This window comes from Cohnella algarum (assembly GCF_016937515.1).
Classification (GTDB): domain Bacteria; phylum Bacillota; class Bacilli; order Paenibacillales; family Paenibacillaceae; genus Cohnella; species Cohnella algarum.
The window spans coordinates 4268643-4286594 of record NZ_JAFHKM010000002.1 but is presented as its reverse complement, the minus strand read 5'-3'; the positions used below and the strand labels follow the sequence as shown (position 1 = coordinate 4286594).

12 protein-coding genes and 1 pseudogene are annotated in these 17952 nt (G+C 62.5%); 1 reads left to right on the top strand and 12 read right to left on the bottom strand.

Annotated elements, in window-relative coordinates; genetic code table 11:
- Nucleotides 1–5: 5 nt before the first annotated feature.
- The 10 genes and pseudogenes from floA to JW799_RS19130 form a co-directional block, all read right to left on the bottom strand.
- Nucleotides 6–998 (bottom strand): flotillin-like protein FloA, encoded by a 993-nt coding sequence (gene floA, locus JW799_RS19175; RefSeq protein ID WP_080840532.1) that lies wholly within the window; start codon nucleotides 996–998, stop codon nucleotides 6–8.
- 59 nt (nucleotides 999–1057) lie between these two features.
- Entirely contained in the window at nucleotides 1058–2455 is a 1398-nt protein-coding gene (locus tag JW799_RS19170; RefSeq protein ID WP_240353338.1) for an NfeD family protein, read from the bottom strand.
- A gap of 244 nt (nucleotides 2456–2699) precedes the next feature.
- A complete protein-coding gene (locus tag JW799_RS19165) occupies nucleotides 2700–3143 on the bottom strand; it encodes a GatB/YqeY domain-containing protein (protein WP_080840533.1) in 444 nt (147 codons plus the stop codon).
- A 14-nt stretch (nucleotides 3144–3157) separates the two neighbouring features.
- A complete protein-coding gene (gene rpsU, locus JW799_RS19160) occupies nucleotides 3158–3331 on the bottom strand; it encodes a 30S ribosomal protein S21 (RefSeq protein ID WP_080840534.1) in 174 nt (57 codons plus the stop codon).
- A 104-nt stretch (nucleotides 3332–3435) separates the two neighbouring features.
- Nucleotides 3436–3795 carry a histidine triad nucleotide-binding protein gene (locus JW799_RS19155; protein WP_205431207.1) on the bottom strand — a complete coding sequence of 120 codons (360 nt, stop codon included), beginning with the start codon at nucleotides 3793–3795 and terminating at the stop codon, nucleotides 3436–3438.
- A 174-nt stretch (nucleotides 3796–3969) separates the two neighbouring features.
- Nucleotides 3970–4560: a hypothetical protein gene (locus tag JW799_RS19150; protein WP_080840536.1), complete on the bottom strand. Its 591-nt coding sequence runs from the start codon at nucleotides 4558–4560 to the stop codon at nucleotides 3970–3972.
- Nucleotides 4561–4642: 82 nt separating this feature from the next.
- The gene (locus JW799_RS19145) at nucleotides 4643–8710 is read right to left on the bottom strand and encodes a UvrD-helicase domain-containing protein (protein WP_338026298.1); all 4068 of its coding nucleotides are present in this window, start codon (nucleotides 8708–8710) and stop codon (nucleotides 4643–4645) included.
- Nucleotides 8707–12234 (bottom strand): helicase-exonuclease AddAB subunit AddB, encoded by a 3528-nt coding sequence (gene addB / locus JW799_RS19140; RefSeq protein ID WP_205431203.1) that lies wholly within the window; start codon nucleotides 12232–12234, stop codon nucleotides 8707–8709. The genes JW799_RS19145 and addB overlap by 4 nt, the downstream gene beginning before the upstream one ends.
- Nucleotides 12235–12454: 220 nt before the next feature.
- A complete protein-coding gene (locus JW799_RS19135) occupies nucleotides 12455–12676 on the bottom strand; it encodes a hypothetical protein (protein WP_080840539.1) in 222 nt (73 codons plus the stop codon).
- Nucleotides 12677–12817: 141 nt separating this feature from the next.
- Nucleotides 12818–14199, bottom strand: a pseudogene (locus tag JW799_RS19130) (class I SAM-dependent rRNA methyltransferase).
- A 93-nt stretch (nucleotides 14200–14292) separates the two neighbouring features.
- Here JW799_RS19130 and JW799_RS19125 point away from each other — a divergent pair.
- The gene (locus JW799_RS19125; RefSeq protein ID WP_080840541.1) at nucleotides 14293–15285 is read left to right on the top strand and encodes a Na/Pi cotransporter family protein; all 993 of its coding nucleotides are present in this window, start codon (nucleotides 14293–14295) and stop codon (nucleotides 15283–15285) included.
- Between the two features lie 34 nt (nucleotides 15286–15319).
- On the opposite strand, the gene deoC is transcribed toward JW799_RS19125, so the two are convergent.
- Nucleotides 15320–16468 carry a deoxyribose-phosphate aldolase gene (deoC, locus tag JW799_RS29730; protein ID WP_080840542.1) on the bottom strand — a complete coding sequence of 383 codons (1149 nt, stop codon included), beginning with the start codon at nucleotides 16466–16468 and terminating at the stop codon, nucleotides 15320–15322.
- A 131-nt stretch (nucleotides 16469–16599) separates the two neighbouring features.
- Nucleotides 16600–17949, bottom strand: a complete 1350-nt coding sequence (gene mtaB / locus JW799_RS19115) for a tRNA (N(6)-L-threonylcarbamoyladenosine(37)-C(2))-methylthiotransferase MtaB (RefSeq protein ID WP_080840543.1) — start codon at nucleotides 17947–17949, stop codon at nucleotides 16600–16602.
- Nucleotides 17950–17952: the final 3 nt, after the last annotated feature.

The window sequence follows — 17952 nt, the reverse complement described above, 5'->3', positions numbered from 1 at the left end:
GGCGATCAGCGCCCTTCATTTCCGTCGTTTCGGGAGTCGTCGAATTTGCCGATCGAATCTCGCATGTGCGTATCGGCTTCGATGTTTTTCAAATTCATGTAATCCATCACGCCGAGCTTGCCGCTGCGCAGCGCCTCCGCCATGGCGAGCGGCACCTCGGATTCGGCTTCGACGACTTTCGCCTTCATCTCGACGACGCGCGCAGTCATCTCCTGCTCCTGGGCGACGGCCATCGCGCGGCGTTCCTCGGCCTTCGCCTGCGCGATGCGCTTGTCGGCTTCCGCTTGTTCGGTTTGCAGATGGGCGCCGATGTTTTTCCCGATATCGACGTCCGCGATGTCGATCGACAGGATCTCGAATGCGGTGCCGGCATCAAGCCCTTTGCTGAGCACGGTTTTGGAAATCAGGTCCGGATTTTCGAGCACTTCTTTGTGGGAAGCGGAAGAACCGTTCGTGCTGACGATGCCTTCCCCGACGCGCGCGATGATCGTTTCCTCGCCGGCGCCCCCGACGAGCCGATCGATGTTGGCGCGAACCGTCACGCGGGCTTTAACCCTGACTTCGATGCCGTCCTTGGCAACCGCCGAAACGAACGGCGTTTCGATCACCCGCGGGTTGACGCTCATTTGCACGGCTTGCAGCACGTCGCGTCCGGCCAAATCGATCGCGGCGGCGCGCTCGAATTCGAGCGGGATGTTCGCCCGCTGCGCCGCGATCAGCGCGTTGACGACCCGGTCGACGTTGCCGCCGGCCAGAAAGTGGCTTTCGAGCTGGTTGATCGACAAGCCGAGGCCGGCCTTCGTCGCCTTGATGAGCGGATTGACGATCCGGCTCGGAACGACCCGGCGCAGGCGCATCGCGACAAGCGTAATGATGCTGATCCGAACGCCGGACGCGAGCGCCGAAATCCAGAGCATGAACGGGAAAAAGCTGAAAAACACGACCAGGGCGATAACGACGACCGCGATGATCACCAACAGTTGAATATCGAGTTCCATACAATCCCTCCAAAAAAAGTGAGTTCAAAACCGGCGATGCCACGAGCCTGTTAACGAGCTTATTCGATTTCGGTTACGACGATTCGCGTTCCGTCCGCCGCCGTCACCCGAATGCGGCGTCCGGCCTCGATGAATTGGCCCAAGCTTACCACATCGATTCGCTGTCCGTCCACCTCGGCGGCTCCCGCCGGCCGGAGCGGCGATAGCGTAACGCCTTCTTTTCCGATCCACGCCGTCCGGTTTCCGTTCGGCACGAATCCTTGTTCCGTCGTCAGGCTCTCTTTCAAAATGAACCGGTTCCATATCCCGCGCTTGCGGAAAATGTAAACGAAAATCGCGATGACGACCAGCGCCACCCCCGCCGCGATGCCCAGCGAAGTCAACGCGTCGCCGGTGTCGTAGGCGCCGATGACGATGCCGGCGATGACGCCGGCCGCGCCGAGCAGCCCCAGCAAACCGAAGCTCGGCACGAACATCTCCAGAACGAGCAGCACGATGCCGAGAATAAAGAACACGATCGATTCCATTCCCGCGAAGCCCGCGATATATTGGCCGAAGAAATAAAGGCCGAACGCCACGATGCCGGCGATTCCCGGCACTCCGAAGCCGGGCACGATCATTTCGATGACGATTCCCGCGATGCCGATGATGAGAAGCAGCGTCGAAATGCCGGTCAGCCAGCTGGCCAGACGCTCGGCGGCGGTCGGATTGATCTCGACCGTCGACCAATTGTTCAACCCGGACCACGATATGGCTTCGTCCACGGATCCGGCTACCGCGTCCGCGAAACCGACTTTAAGGGCTTCCTCCGCCGACAAGGAGATGATTTCTCCTTTCTCCTTCGTGCGGCCGATTTCTTCCATTTCGACGGTCAGATCCGGGTTGACCATCCCGATGGCGATTTCCCCGTTCCGTCCGTTCGTTTCGGCGGCCGATCGCATCTTGCTGCTCCAAAACGAAACTTCTTTCGGGCTTTCCACCGCTTGCCCGCTCGCGTTTACCAGCATGGCCGCGCCGATCGCCGATCCGGGGGCCATTACGATCCGGTCCGCGGACAAAGCGATGTACGCCCCGGCCGACGCCGCATTCCCTTCGACGTAAGCCAGCGTCGGGATTTTCGCATCGCGTATCCGGATGCCGATTTCCTCGGCGCTGAGCAATTCGCCTCCGGGCGTATCGATTTTCAACACGACGAGCGACGCTTCCGCTTCCTCCGCTTCGGTCAAAGCCCGATCGAGAAACGAAGCCAGGCCGCTTTCCACCGTGTTTTTGACCGGAATGACATAAACGCTCCCGGAGCCCGGGCCGGAAGACTCTCCGCTGTCCGCGCCGTTCGCCGCGGCGAACGGCAAAGCGAATCCCAGGACGGCAACGACCGCCATCAGCAGCGACAAAGCCCACCTCTTCCCGCCGCTTCGCGCACCCTGTAAATCGTTCATCGTTTTCGAGCGAGCCAATCGCATTCCTCCCTTTCGCCGATTGTCGCAGACGCTCTCGCAAAACACCCTCTATAGCTTCTGCTTCACACTAGTCGTTTACGCAAAAAGCCCGAAAACGTTTCATTTTCGACAAATTTCGGTCAATTTCGGCCATCCGGCAAAAAAACGCTCCGAAAACGCGGAAATTCCCGAGATGCACGGGAACAGGCTAAAAAACGCAAAAAGCACCCCCTGCTCGGGAGTGCCTGTTGTTTGCGAGAAATCATTGCAGAAACTGCTGAACGATTTGGTTGACCTGTTTGCCGTCCGCACGTCCCTTTACCTTGGGCATCAAAGCGCCCATCAGTTTCCCTAAGTCCGCCTTGGAAGAAGCACCGGTCTCTTGTATGGTCTGCGTAACGATAGCCTTAATTTCTTCTTCGTTTAGTTGCTCGGGAAGGTATTGGGAAATAATATCAATTTCTGCAGTCAAGTTCGTGGACAAATCGTCCCGGCCCGCTTTGAGAAATTCCTGGAGGGAATCTTTGCGCTGCTTGACTTCGCGGCCCAAAATTTCGAGCACTTCGTTATCTTCAAGCGGGCGACCCAATTCGATCTCCTGATTCTTGATCGACGCACGAACCATTCGAATTGTAGAAAGCCGGAACTTGTCCTGGCTCTTCATCGCCTGCTTCATGTCTTCGTTCAAACGTTCCGCGAGACTCATGGTGCGGATTCCTCCTAGAACTTGCGTTTACGGGCGGCTTCGGATTTCTTCTTCCGCTTGACGCTCGGTTTCTCGTAGTGCTTGCGTTTTTTCAGTTCCGCGAGAACGCCGTCTTTTGCGATGGAACGCTTGAAACGGCGGAGTGCAGCGTCGAGTGTTTCATTTTTACGTACTTTAGTTTCGGACACCAGTTTTCCCTCCCTCCGGAACAGACCCCAACACACGGTTATCAAACTTCATTATAGGTGATGAAGAAAGGGGGTGTCAACTTCCGCCCGCAAGTCCCGTCGGGTCAGCGGTCCGGCTGCTCCTTCACGTTAAGCGGACCGAGTTTCTCCCCGCCCAGCACATGAAAATGAAGATGATAGACGACTTGTCCGGCGTCGCGGCCGCAATTGTTGATCAAGCGATACCCGTCGTCCGCCAGCCCGGCGTCGCGAGCGACTTTCTGGGCGGCGAGCAAGATCCGGCCGAGCAGCTCCATGTCTTCCGGCGCAGCGTCGTTCATCGTCGGGATGTGCTTTTTGGGAATGATCAGCGTATGAACGGGCGCTTGAGGCTGAATGTCCCGAAAGGCGAGCACGTGCTCGTCCTCGTACACTTTGGCGGAAGGAATCGTGCCTTCGACGATTTTACAAAAAAGGCAATCCATGGGTATGTACAACCTCCATGCAAGACGGGATATGGTACTATCATACATGAAAAACCGGGGGCTCGTCCAACCTGGCGGAAGGCATGCCGCCCCGCCGGCCCCGAACCCGGAATCCGCCGGGAAATGCCGGCGCGGTCAGCCTTTCGGCGTGCGGCTTGCGACCCCTCCGTTTCGTCAAGGCAAGGAATCCGCCAGCTCCTTCAACTGCTTCGCCGCTTCCTGCGCCGGTTCGGTCCAATCGGCTCCCGAAGCCATCAGCCGAAAGCTCGCGTCCTTCGTCGGGACGGAATAAGACGCCAGCGTCTCTTCGAGCTTCGCTCCCGCTTCGGCTAGACGCCGCAGCATCGTCGTTTCGGCTTCGGCAAGCGGGCCGTCGTGGCCGCCTATGGAAGCGGCCGTTTCGTTTATTTTTTGAATCGGGACGGTCACCGCATCCGTTGCCGCGGCCTGATCCTGCCCGGAGAGCGTTCCGGACTGGATTAGCGCGGGGGAGCATTCCGCCCCGACGACCGTCAGCTTGCCGAACGATTGGGCCGCCGGCAGCCTCTCCCACGGCTCGGCCGCGGCGAGCATCGCCTCCGCTCCTTCCTGCAACAGCGAAGAATAATACTGACAATACGTATAATTGGATGCCAGTCGTTTTCCCTGCTCGGTTTTGCGGCTTTGGTCGTCCAGCAGGACCCGGGAATACAGCAGCACGAGCAATATCCCCATGACCGTCAGCAAAATGACGACGATCGGCGCCATATACGATCTTTTGGCCATATTCGTACTCCTTTCCGTTCCGAAGCTTTCGCCCGCGGATGCCGGCTCATTCCTTGCGGGAACAGCGCCTGCTCGGCACCGTTCAAATGAGCCGGACCGCTTCGCCGCCGCCGTACACGAAATAAACGTACCCTTCCGTTACGGGCCGGCCGGCGATCGCTTCGATCGCTTCGGCGTATTGCTCCATCTGAAACCGGTGTTTTTCGGCCGCCGGTGCAAAGCTGCCGTCCGGCACGTAATCGGTTTTGTAATCGACCAGCACGAAACCGTCGCCTTCGGAAAAAAGGCAGTCGATCACGCCTTGCAGCAGAACGGTATCTTCCGAATCGGAAGCTGCCAGCTCCGCGTGGGCTTTTCGGGCCGGGAGCCCGTAGCTGAACGGCAGCTCCCGCCATACCCGGTCCGCCCGGCAAATCCGCTCGTACAGCGGCGTCCGGCAAAAGGCCGCGATCGCCTCCGCGTCGACGGCCTGTCTCGTCTGCGGGGTCATCATCCGCAACGCCTCCATCCGGGACAGCAGCTCCGCGATATCGGCCTCGTTCGTTCCGAGGCGCAGCGGCAAATGCTGCATGACCAAATGAACCGCCGTTCCCCGCTCCGCGGGCGTCAGCCGCCTGTCCGACAAAAAACGCGGCCTCCGGAGCCTGAACGTCGGAGATGCCGCCGACGTCCCGTCCGTTCCGTCCCCGGAGCCGTAAACGGAAAGCCGGTCTTCGTCGGAATCTTCCAACGGCTCGCGGCCGCCCGGCTCCGCCGTTGCAGGCGTCGATTCGGCCGTTTCGGCGTCCGGGCGGAAGCCGGGTTTCGCCTTCAGGGCGGATACGGACGTTTTGGCCGCAAGACGGGACGCTCCCGCATGGGGATCGGACCACGACAGCGCCTCGTAAGCCGCAAGCCCGGCGGCCGTCGCGGGAACCGGAACGGGCTCGAGCCGCTGAACCCGGTTCCACAGCGTCTCGTCCCCCGAAAGCGGTTCGGGGGACGCCGGACTCCGCGTATAAGCCGATCCGGACACGATCCGGCAAGACCACGGCGGAGTCCCGCCGTTCGGCCGGCCCGAGCGCTCGCCGCCGGTCCCTTCCGCGCTCCAGTCCGCCCCGGCCAAAACCGCCGCCGGACCGAGCCAGTCCAAGTACCGGCTTGCCGCGGCGATCGCGTAATCGGGCATGCCTCCGCCGGACAAGGCGGCCAGCTCGCGCCATTTTTCGACATCCTTGGCCGCGTCTTTCGTCGTGCCGATCAGATAGAGCTTTTCCTTCGGTCTCGTCAGCGCGACATATAGCACGCGCATTTCTTCGGCGAGCAGCTCCGCCCGCAGCCTTCTGCGTATCGCGAGCTGCGGGAGCGTCGGATACGCCGCGCGCGTGTCGAGATCGACGAATTTCGGACCGAAGCCGAGCCGCTTATGCTTCAAAAACAGCCCGTTCAAGTCCTGGCGGTTGAAAGTCTTGCCCAGACCGGCGACAAAGACGACGGGAAACTCCAGGCCTTTGCTGCGGTGGATGGACACGAGCCGGACAACGTCGTCCTGTTCCCCGAGCGCCCGGGCGGCGCCGAGATCGGCTCCGGTGTCCCGCATTCTGCCCAAAAAACGGAGAAAACGGTACAGCCCCCTGTAGCTCGAATTTTGCTCGTACTGCCGGGCCCTGTCGACGAGAGCCCGCAAGTTCGCCTGCCGCTGCGCGCCTCCGGGCAACCCGCCGACAAAGTCGTAGTAGCCCGTTTCCCGGTAAAGCGCCAGCAGCAGCCGCGCGAGCGGCTCCCGTCTCGCCAGCGTTCTCCAGCGATCAAGCGAAGCCAAAAAGGCGCGAAGCCGGGATCGCCGGCCGTCGGCTTGCGCGTCCCCGCCCGCCGGCCGGCCCGGCAAGGAGTCGGGTCCTCCCTCCCGGGACGCCGCCGCCGATTCGGCCGCTTCGCCGGCCTCGGCCCGAACGGCTTGCCAGAACGAGCCGGACCGATCGCGCAGCCGGATCTGCGCGAGCTCTTCGGCCGTAAAGCCGACCAGCGGCGAGCGGAGAACGCCGGCCAGCGGAATGTCCTGGTCCGGGTTGTCGATCAGTTGCAGCAAGGACAGCATGACGTCGACTTCCGTCGCGGCAAAATAGCCGGAGGACATGTCGGCGAAGGCCGGTATTCCGGCCGCCTTCAATTCCTCCAGCACGACCGGCGCGGCCGCCGACGTCGCTCGCAGCAAAATGACGATATCGCGAAACCGGAGGGGCCTGTGCAGCTTGCTTTTGCCGTCGTAGACGGCAAACGGGAGCCGGCCGCTGCCGTCCGTCCCCGTCAGCCGCCGGATTTCGTCCGCGATGCAGCGGGCTTCGAGCTGCGCGGTTTCCAGCTCTTCCTCTTCTTGCCTCTGCCTCGCTCCCTCTTCGTCGTCCCCGGCCGGCTCCGGCGCCTCTCCGCTTTCGCGCCCGGCCGCCGCGCTCCCGGCCTCCGGGCTTCCCGGCTGGAGCAGAATCATTTCCACGGCATATGCGCCGCCGGATGCTTCGCCGCCCTCTTCGGGATAGCCTTCACCGTAAATCAACTCGGCCCGCCGATCGTAATTCATTTCCCCCGCCGGCTCGCGCATGATCAGGCGAAAAACGTGGTTCACCGCTTCGATAACCCGCGAACGGCTGCGGAAATTCCGCGCCAGGTCGATGCGCAAGCCCCGGAGGCTTGCGCCGCCTTCCGGGAAGGCGGCCTCCTCCGCCTCCCCGTCGCCGAGGGGCTTCCAGACGCCGAACGATTTGTATTTGGCCAGAAACAGGCCCGGCTCCGCAAGACGGAACCGGTAAATGCTTTGCTTCACGTCTCCGACCATAAACACGTTGCCGGGCGACTTGCGGGCAATCAGCGACACGATCGCTTCCTGCACCTCGTTCGTATCCTGATACTCGTCCAGCAATATTTCCGCGAACCGTTCCCGGTAGTCGAGCGCCGCTGCGGAGGGCAGCGATTCGCCGGGCTTCGAACCCGGATCCCGCAAAACGGCCAGCGCGTAATGCTCCAGATCGCCGAAATCGAGCAAGCCTTTCGCCCGCTTGGCTGCCTCGTAATTGCGGCCGAATTCGATCGCGAGCTCGGCCAGCGCCTCCATGTCCGGGGCGAGCTTGCGCAGTTCCTCCGCATACTGGTCCGGCGAACGGACAAACCACTCGTCTCCGAGCTTCGACACCGCCTTTTTCGCCTCTTCCCGAAGCTTCTTCGCGCGTTCCTGCAAATCGGGGTCGCACTCATCCTTGCGAATCGCCTTCAGGCGTCCGAACGCGCAGGCCGAATACGCCTCGTTCCAGGCTTCCGGCGGTTCATGCGCGATCGCGTCCAGCAAGCGGCCGACGACCGCCGCATCCTCCCGGAGCGCGGCCGCGTAAGGCAGCGGCCCGCCGGGGCTCTCCGCGACCCGAAGGGCGGCCTCGAGCTGGCTGAGCGCGCCCCGCAGCGCGAGCGAAGCGTCTTCGCGCACGGTTTCCATCCAGGGGGCGCCCTCGATGCCGTTTTCGCCGGCTTCGCGGATGAAAGCCGCGGCCTCCCGCAGCCATCGCTCCGGCCAAGGGTGGCTTCGGGCGAATTCGTGCAATTCGAGCACGAGCCGGTGCAGCGGCTCGTCGCTGCGTTCTCCGCCGAACAGATCGGCAAGCCGCGCGAGCGCTCCCCGCTCGCCTTCGGCCCCGTACCGCTCCTCGAACAATTCGTCGAGCGTATCCATCCGGAGCAATTCCGCTTCCGTCTCGTTTGCGATGCGAAACCCCGGATCGAGGCCGATGAGCGGGGCGTACCGCTCGACCACCTCCAGGCAAAAGGAGTGCAGCGTCGTGACCGACGCCCGGGGGAGCAGGGCGAGCTGCCGCTTCAAATGCGCGGATTCCGGCTTTTGCTCCAGTTCGTCCTCCAGCGCGATTCGGATCCGTTCCTTCATCTCCGCGGCGGCGGCTTTCGTAAAGGTCGCCACGAGCAGGGCGTCCACGTCCAAAGGGTCCGTTTCGTCCGTTATGCGGGAAATGATGCGCTCGACCAACACGGCGGTTTTGCCCGAACCCGCGGCCGCGGCGACGAGAATGTCGGTCCCCCGCGCGGCGATGGCCGCCCATTGCTCGTCCGTCCAGCGGCCGCCTTCGGGCTTCGCGTAGGTAGCCTGCAAAAACCGCCCGGATACGCTCACGTCTTTTCTCCCCCTTCCGATCCGTTTTCCAGCCATTGCCACAGCTGATCCCGGCTGGACGGCTTGGGCAGCGGGCGATGCCCGCTGCCTTCGATCAGCATGTCGAATTGGCACACCGGGCGGTATTCGCACCGTTCGCACGGGCTTCGCTTGTCCATCCGGTATGGGGCGATCGATACGTCCCCGTCCGCGATCCGGCGGCCGATGGTCCGTATGCTGCCGCGGACGGATTTGCGGAGCACGTTCCACTGCCCCGGATCCGCTACCTGCGATCGCGCCGAAAACGTGCCGTCCTTTTTGAAGTCGACCGGAATGACGGCCGACTTGCCTTCGGTCGCCAGCGACTCGTCCATCAGCTGGACCGTTTCCCCGTTGGCCAGCACCAGACCCTGCATGCGGAACTCTTTTTTCATCGCGCGTTCCGCTTCCTGGAGGGACATGCCGTTCAAGCTGTGCAGAAGCGGATTATGTACGTGAAAGTACAGAACGCCGGCAGGCTCCGCAGGCCGTCCAAGCCAGCTCGGCGCATGCGAGACGACAACGTCGAGATAGGTCAGCATTTGCAGCGACAATCCGTGCGCGACCTCTTCCAGCTTCAGCTTCGTCGGGCTCGATTTGTAATCCATAATGCGCAGCAGCAGCCCGTCTTCCGTCTGCGCGGCATCGACGCGGTCGATCCGCCCGACGATGTCCATCCAGCGTCCGCCTCCGAGGTCAAGGGAGAGCGGCGGCAACATGCCGTCGGGGCCGAACGTCACCTCCAGCCCGACGGGATGAAACCGGGACAGCCTCGCGTGCTCGCCCAGCATGGCCGAAGCCCTGGCGACGATGTCCGTCAGCTTGCGGGCCATCGCTTGATGACGGAGGGATGACAGCAAAATCCGGGACTGCACCTTGGGCAGCAGCCGCTCGACGGCCGCGGCCGCTTCCTGCTGCCAGCGGGCCATCGATTGGCCGGCCGGCCCTTCGGCAAGCAGCTTTTCCGTCGTCTGGCGAAGCGCGGCGTGAAACAGCTGGCCGATATCGGGAGCTTCCACCCGATACAGCATGCGCTCGCGAAGCTTCAATCCGTGCGAAGCGAAATGCCGGAACGGGCAGGCGACGAAACGCTCCATTCTCGAGACGCTGGCGATCAGGCGATCGCCGTAAAGCAGCCTGCTCGTGGCCGCGCCCAGCGGCGGTTCGTCGTTGCGGTAATGGAGCGAGGACAGCATTTTTTGCAGCTTCGGCCGCCACTCGTCCCGCTCCGCGAAAAAGCGGTAGACCGACCACCAGCCCCCGGCAAGCTCGCCGCCCTGCCGCCAGCGCCGCAGCCTCGCCGTCAAAAACGTAAGCGCCTTGCCGGGATGGACGGCGTAACGCAGCTGACGCTCCTCGTCTTCGCTTTCCTGCGGTTCGGCCTGCAACGTCCCGACGGACAGACCGGGGAAGCGCTGCCGGATGCGGCGAATGTACTCCGACGGCAGCAGGCCTTTCCCCTCTTCATCCGACGCGGGGTAGCTGACCCACAAATGCCGGGATGGCGTCGTCAAGGCCAAATAAGCCAAAAAACGTTCGTCCAGCAGCCTTCGCCGCGCTCCCGGCGCGAGCTGCAGCCCGGCCTCCGCCAGGCGCTCCCGTTCGGGTTCCGACAGCAGCCCGTTCTCGCGGACGGCCATCGGCATGACGCCGTCGCCGACTCCGAGCATATACAGCACGGCTACCCGGTCCGACCTCGTCCGCTCCGGACTGCCGACGAGCACCGCATCCAGGGAGGGCGGCACCGCGCCGAGCTTCATCTCTTCGATTCCGGCATCGATCATTCCCGCGAACAGGGGAAGGTTGGCCGGCTCGTCCCCCATTAATTCGACGAGCTGGTCCAGCAGCCCGAGCACGCCGTCCCAAAGCGGCCGGTGAAGACGCGCCTTGCCGGGATCGCCCGCGGCCTCGTCTTCCGCGCTCCAGCGCTCCAGCCGGTCGGCTGCCCGCGTTTCCTCCAGCAGCGAAAACAGCGCCGAGCCCAAATCGCGCATCGTTTTCGCCTTTTTGACCCGTTGCTCCAGCCGGAGCAACGGCTCCAGCGCGGCATCGCGGATGCGCCGGATTTCCTCCATCCCTCGTTCGTAGCGGGACGGCTCCGTTTCGTCCTCCAGATCCCCGCGGAACAACGGCTGCCAGGCCCGATCGTCGTGCCACCGCCAGCCCTCGATTCCCGCGGCCAGGGCATAGTTCTCCAACATATCCACTTCCGCCCTCAGGAGCTCCTTATCGCCCGGATGCAGCAGATCCGTTTTCGCGCAGCGGAAGACGGCGTCGGATTTCCAGCCGCCCGCCACCGCCTCCAAAGCCGAGCGGACGAACTCCGCCAGCGGATGATGCGCCGCCGTCACCTTGCCGTCGAGAAAGTAGGGGATGTCGTAATCGTCGAACACTTCCGCGAGCAGATCGGCGTAGTCTTCCACCTTGCGGACGAAGACCGCCATGTCCCGCCAGCGGCATTCGCCTTCTCGCGCCCGGCGCAGCATGTCGCGCGCCGCTCCTTCGGCTTCGGCCCGGCGGTTGGCCGCCTCGTGAAGCGACAGGCCGCATAACGGGTGATCGGGCGAGAGCGATGCGGCCTCCCCGTTCCACCGCAAACGCGCATCGAACGAGCGCTCCAGGTGCGCGAGCATCGGGCTCGCCTTGTATCGCGGCAAAACGTCGCGATCGAGCGTCACGGGCCGCTCGATCGCGACGCCGGCGGCTTCGGCCAGTTCGCAGAGCCGGGCGGACGTTTCCGCCGTCGGATGGAACAGCTCCAGCTCGTCCGGACGCTCGCCCGCGCCTCTCGGCCGGTCGAGGCAAAGCGCGACCGACACTCGGGGGCAGCGGCGCAGCAGCGCCTCGATCGCTTCGTACTCGTTCGGCGTAAAGCCGTGAAAGCCGTCGAGCCAAATTTCCGCGTCGGCGAGCAGCGCCGATTCGGCGGCCCCGCCGACGAGCCAGCGGAGCGCGTCTTCGCCGTCCAGCCATTTTCCCGCCATTTCCCGATCCAGGTCGCGGCTTAACAGCGATAAATCGTGCAGCTTGTCGGCAAGCAGCGCCGCTCCCGGATCCGATCGCGCGGCGCTTTCCGCCAGCTCCTCCGCCTTTGCCCCGTCGACCCCGTACCGTTTCCATTCGGTCAACAGCTCGCTCAGCTTGCCGACCAGTCCTTGGCCCGCGGTTTCGCCGAGCAGCAGCTTCCATTGACCTTTTCGGGTTTCGAGCGATTTGTGGATGAGCATCGCTTTGCCGGTTTCATCGATCGGAACGGCGGCGGTCCCGCCCGTCTCCTGCATGACGCGAAAGGCGAGGCGCCGAAAGCTGAGCACTTGGGCGCGCATGAACCCGTTCAGCCCCGGCGTGGATACCATCGCGTACTCCATCTGAAACGTCGCCTGCTCCGGCACAAGCAAAATCATCGGCGGACCCAGCGGGTCTTCCCGCAGCCGCTGCCTGATTTCATCGAGGCAGAAACGCGTTTTGCCGCTGCCCGATCGTCCCGTTATCAAACGAAGCGCCATTTGCTGCCGCCTCCTTCCGTTGCTCCGAAAATACGCGGAAAATCTCCGAAACTTCTCATCTTCCGATTCATTGTACCATATCGCGGACAAGGGCGCACAGGCGTTCGCAGATTCGGAATCTGCCATCCGATATGCAAAAAAGGACCGCGGGGAAAACGCCCCAAGGCCCTTATAGGTCCGAATTTCCCCCAACGCTGCGAACGGGCGCATCGGGAAAGATTCACGAAATATTCAAATAAAGCTTCGTGCCGTCCTCGAACCAGAATATCGCCGCGTCCGACCACAGTTCGACATCGATCACTTGCTTCCATTTGCGGCGGAATTCCAGATCGAGCGCCATTTCGCGCATGCGTTTGTTCAATCGCTGACGGCTTTCGAGCCGTTTCGCCTTGTTTCGCAGCGGCACGGAGCGCCTTCCGAATCGCAGCACATCCATCATCATTCACTTCCTCTCTCCTTTATCTATGTTTACAGATTACAGGAGAGATTTTAGAAAAGTTACAGGTTGCGCGACTCATACTTTCTTAACAATTAGTCTAAAAAACCCAGTCCGCTTCCTGTCCGAAGACCCAGAAGCCCGTCCTCAAAGCGCTTTTCGGGTGCGGACCTCGAAGATGCCGAATTTCAAATAATGACCTTCTTCGACACCGCCGAGCTGCGGATGATCTTTGCCCGCCCTCGCCATTCGATGCAGCGAAGAATTTTGCCGGCGTCGGCGGCGGCCTCCAGAAGCGTCTCCATGAACAGCTCCGGCCGCACATGATAAGAGCAGCTCGCCGTGACCAAATAGCCGCCTTCGTTGACCAACTTCATCGCGTGCAAATTGATGTCCTTATAGCCGCGTATGGCGCTGGGCACGGCCCGCTTCGTCTTGGCGAACGCCGGCGGATCGAGAATGACGACGTCCCACGTCCGGCCTTCCGAAACGAGCGGCTTCGACGTATCCGCCTTGCCTCCGGCCGCTCTTTGCAGGCGTTCTTCCCGGCCCTTGACCTGCTGCCGCAAATATTCGAAAGCGTCGGCCGTCACGAATTCGACCCGGTCGGAAAAGCCGTTCCGCTCGACGTTGCGCTTTGCGGTTTCGATCGCATGCGCCGAAATATCGAGACAGGTCGCTTTTTTCGCGCCGTATTTGCAGGCATGCAGAGAAAAGCTGCCGGTATGCGCGAAACATTCGAGCACGGTCGCCCCGTCCCAATAAGGGAACGTGACCGGATTTCCGTTGGCATTGACGGGAACGTCCCGGATGCCTTCCTCCGTTTCTCTGCGCTCCACGACGATGCCGCTCCTTGCGCCCCATCCGGTCATCAGCGGCGCGATGGCGGCGCGATTTTCCCGTTGGTCGAAAAAGTATCCCGTTTTTTGCCCGCCTTCGATATCGACTTCGACTTTCAGGCCGTTTTCCTCGATGACGACGTAGCGGGGACATTCGCCGTACAAAACGCCGATGCGCTCCTCCAGCCCTTCGAGCGTGCGGACGCCGACGTCGCTGCGCTCGTAAATGCCGCGCGGCGCGAACACGTCGATCAAAGCCGGCAGCCAAAGCTCGCGGGCCTTGTCCATCCCGAGCGTCAGCACCTGCACGACAAGTACGTCGGCATACCGGTCGACGACGAGTCCAGGGAGAAAATCCGCTTCGCCGAACACGAGCCGGCAGGACGGCTCGGAGCCGGAAAACCGGCGGCGGTGGTCGGCGCACGTTTGGAATCGAGCCTTGAACCATTCCGTATCCCACCGCTCAAGCGGCTTGTAGGAGACGATCCGGACGGAAATTTGGGAAGCCGGGTTCCAGTACCCGACGGCCTGAAATTGGCCACGGTGGTTGAACACCTGAACGAGGGCTCCGGGTTCGGCTTCTCCCTCCAGCTTTTCGATTTCGTTCCGAAACACCCACGGATGGCCTTGCTCCAGCCTCGGACGGCGGGAGCGGTTCAGGACGACGCGGGCTTGAACCTCATTGGACATGTCGATCACGCCTTTCTTTAAGGACATTACTTGTCCGGTCTGAGCATAAAATGATATGTAAATTTCTCATGGGATGACGGGAGGAATGAGACGATGTGGGTTCCGCTCGTCGCCGCTTCGATTTTCGGACTGGCCTTGCTGCTCGGCGGCATGAAAATGACGGAAACGGCGCTTCGCGTCTGGGCCGGGGACCGGCTGAACGCCGCGCTTGAACGAACGACTTCGACCCCCTTGCGCGGCTTCGTATCCGGAACCGTGACTTCCGGGCTGCTGCAAAGCGGAACCGCGGTGACGCTGCTGACGATCGGCCTCGTCAACGCCGGCATGCTGCCGCTCGCCAACAGCTTCGGCATTTTGCTCGGGACCAACGTCGGCACGACCCTGACGACCGAATTGATCGGCCTCCGCATTCACCGCTTCGGCCTGCCCCTGCTCGGTGCTTCTCTCGTCGTCTGGCTATGGACGTTTCTGTCGCTGGAAGCCCGCCTGGCGCCTCCTCTTCCCCGCCATGCCGCGGAAGCGTTGCGCTACGGCTCGGCGGCGACGGCGGGCTTCGCGCTCATGCTGGTCGGGTTCGCTTCGCTGCAGTCGATCGGCCCCGCCCTTCAGCAAAACGGCACGTTCGCGGAATGGATGGCGTTCGCCGAGCAAAGGCCGGTATGGGGGCTGCTCGGAGGAGCGGCGCTGTCCGCGCTCGTCCATTCGAGCTCGGCGGTCATCGGCATGGCGATGAGTCTCGCCGATACAGGAACGCTGCCGGCCGTAACCGGCGTCGCCGTCGTGCTGGGCGCGAACGTCGGCACGTGCTTTACCGGATTGCTTGCCTCGCTTGCCGGCGGCAGGGGCGGCCGGTTCGTCGCGCTGTCGCAAATCGCGCTGAACGTGGGCGGGACGATGCTGTTCTACCCGTTGAAGGGGGAGCTGCTCGCCGTTTCCGCCGCGATCGCCCCGGGCCACCCGGCCGCCCAAATCGCGCATGCCCAGACGCTGTTCAACGTCGCCTGTTCCGTGCTCGCCCTGCCGATCGCGTATTTGGGCGTCCGCGCGCTCGAACCTCCGCAGTCGCCTCTCGCGCGTGGCAAGTAACGTCCGCCGAGCGCCGCTCGCCGGCTCGGTTCGCTTAATACCCGCCGGAAGCGGCGGCCGATCCCCCGGCAATGGCGACGCCGGAGCTCGTGCCGATCCGGCTCGCGCCGGCCAGCAGCATCGCGGCGGCCGTTTCCGCGCTCCGCACGCCTCCCGAAGCTTTCACGCCCAGGCGCGGAGACACCGCTTCGCGCATTAGCCGTATATCCGCTTCCGTCGCGCCGCCCGGCCCGAATCCGGTCGACGTCTTCACGTAGTCGGCGCCCGCCGCCTCCGTCAGCTTGCACGCTTCCCGCTTCAGCTCTTCCGAAGGCAGCGCTCCCGTTTCCAGAATGACCTTGACGAGCGCGCCTCCCTGCACCGCCTGCACGACCGACGCGATATCCCGTTCCACGGCGTCGAAATCCCGGTCGAGCAGCCTGCCGATCGGCAGCACCATATCGATTTCCGAAGCGCCGTCCTCGACGGCGGCCGCGGCTTCGAACGCTTTGGCCCGCGTCGCCATGGCGCCGAGGGGAAAGCCGACGACGGCGCACACTTTGACGGGGGTTCCGGACAGCTTCTCCCGGCACATCCGAACCCAGCGCCCGTTCACGCATACGCTGTAAAACCCGTATTCAAGCGCCTCGTCGCAAAGCTTCGCGAAATCGTCCGCGCGCGCGTCCGCCTTCAGCAGCGTATGGTCGATAAACGGCGCCATCGACTGGCCCGGCAGCCAGATCGGAAAGCGGCCGCCCGGCGGCGCCGGCTCGGTATCGGCCGGCTCGAACCCCAGCTTGCGAAGCGCCGCGCGCAGCACCTCGTCGTTCGTGTCGTAACCGCCTTCGCGCTGAAGCCGCCAGCTTTCTTCCGGCGTATGCCAGGCGACGCCCGCGATTTCTTCCGTTTGCGCTTTCAAGGAGCCGTCCCCGGCTTCGACCAGGAAGTAATGCACTTCCTTCTGAACGGCTTCCCGATCGGCGGATTCGTACTGGTAGCGAATGACCGACAGCGGCGCCACGATTCGGCCGGAAATGCCCGTTTCCTCCGAAATTTCGCGGAGCGCCGTCTGCTCGATCGACTCGCCTTCCTCCATCTTCCCCTTAGCCAGCGTCGTTTTTCCGAATCGGTCTTTAATCAACTGAATTTCCAGGCTCCCGTTCCGATTCCGGTAGACGACGCCCCCCGCGGAAATTTCCTTCACTTTCGACTCCCCCTGCCAAATATCCGAATCTGCAACTTATGTACGACAAAAGATTCCATCCCGGCAACGCGGCAGCCGCTGCCGTCCGCCCATCGCCGGGTTGAAATCTTTCTTCTCCTTCGACTTAAACCTCAAGCCCGCATCGCCATCGGAAAGCTGTCTTCCAGCACCTCGAGCAGCTCGCCCTTGCACTCGTTGACGCCCGTTTCCGTGACGCGCACGCGGCACAGTTTGCCGACGAGCGACTCGTCGCCTTCGAACGCCACGAGCAAATAATTGTCCGCGTGCCCGGCAATGAAGCCGGAGCCTTCGCGCGCTTTGCCGGTTCGCTCGGGGATAACCTCAAGCTCGCGTCCGGCCCATTTGCGCGCGTATTCCGCCTGCATCGACTCGGACAGGTCGATCAGCTTGTGCACCCTCTCGTGCTTCAGCTCCTCGTCGACCTGGTCATCCATGCGCGCCGCCGGCGTTCCCGTCCGCTTCGAATACGGAAACACATGCATTTCGGCAAATCCGATTTCCTTCATGAACCGGTAGCCGTTCTCGAATTGCTCGTCCGTCTCTCCGGGAAACCCGACGATCACGTCGGTCGTGATCGCGACGTCCGGCATCGCTTCCTTGATGCGGGCGATTTTGTCCGCGAATTCGGCGGTCGTATATTTGCGCCGCATCCGCTTCAAAATCGCGTCGTCGCCGGCTTGCAGCGGGATGTGCAAATGCCGGCACATTTTCGGGGACGAATTGAGCACGGCGATCATCTTGTCGTCGATCTGGCTCGCTTCGATCGAGCTGATGCGGATCCGTTCCAGCCCTTCGACCTTGTCGAGGTCGGCCAGCAAATCGGCTAGCCGGTAGTTTTCCAGGTCGTCGCCGTAGCCGCCGGTATGGATGCCGGTCAGCACGATTTCCTTGTAGCCAGCGGCGACGAGCTGCCGCGCCTGCTTGAGCACGCTTGCGGAATCCCGGCTGCGCGAAAGGCCGCGCGACCACGGAATGATGCAGAAGGTGCAAAAATTGTTGCAGCCCTCCTGGATTTTCAGGAATGCCCGCGTCTTGTCGGCGAAGGCCGGCACGTCAAGCTCCTCGAATTCGCGCGTCTTCATTATGTTGCGGACCGCGTTGACCGGCTTGCGCTCCTTCTGAATGTCCGCGATAAGCGTCATCAGCTTGTCGCGATCCTGTGTCCCGATGACGAGATCGACGCCCTCGATATCCATGATCTCCGCGGGCGACGTCTGCGCGTAGCAGCCGGTGACGGCAATGACGGCGTCCGGATTGCGGCGCACCGCCCGCCGGATAATTTGCCGGCTTTTTTTGTCGCCGGTGTTCGTTACGGTGCAGGTGTTGATCACGTAGACGTCCGCGGTCTTCGTTTCGAAATCGACCTGCTCGTAGCCTTCGTTTTTGAACAGCTGCCACATCGCTTCCGTATCGTAGAAATTGACTTTGCAGCCCAAAGTATAAAATGCCACGCTAGGCATGGC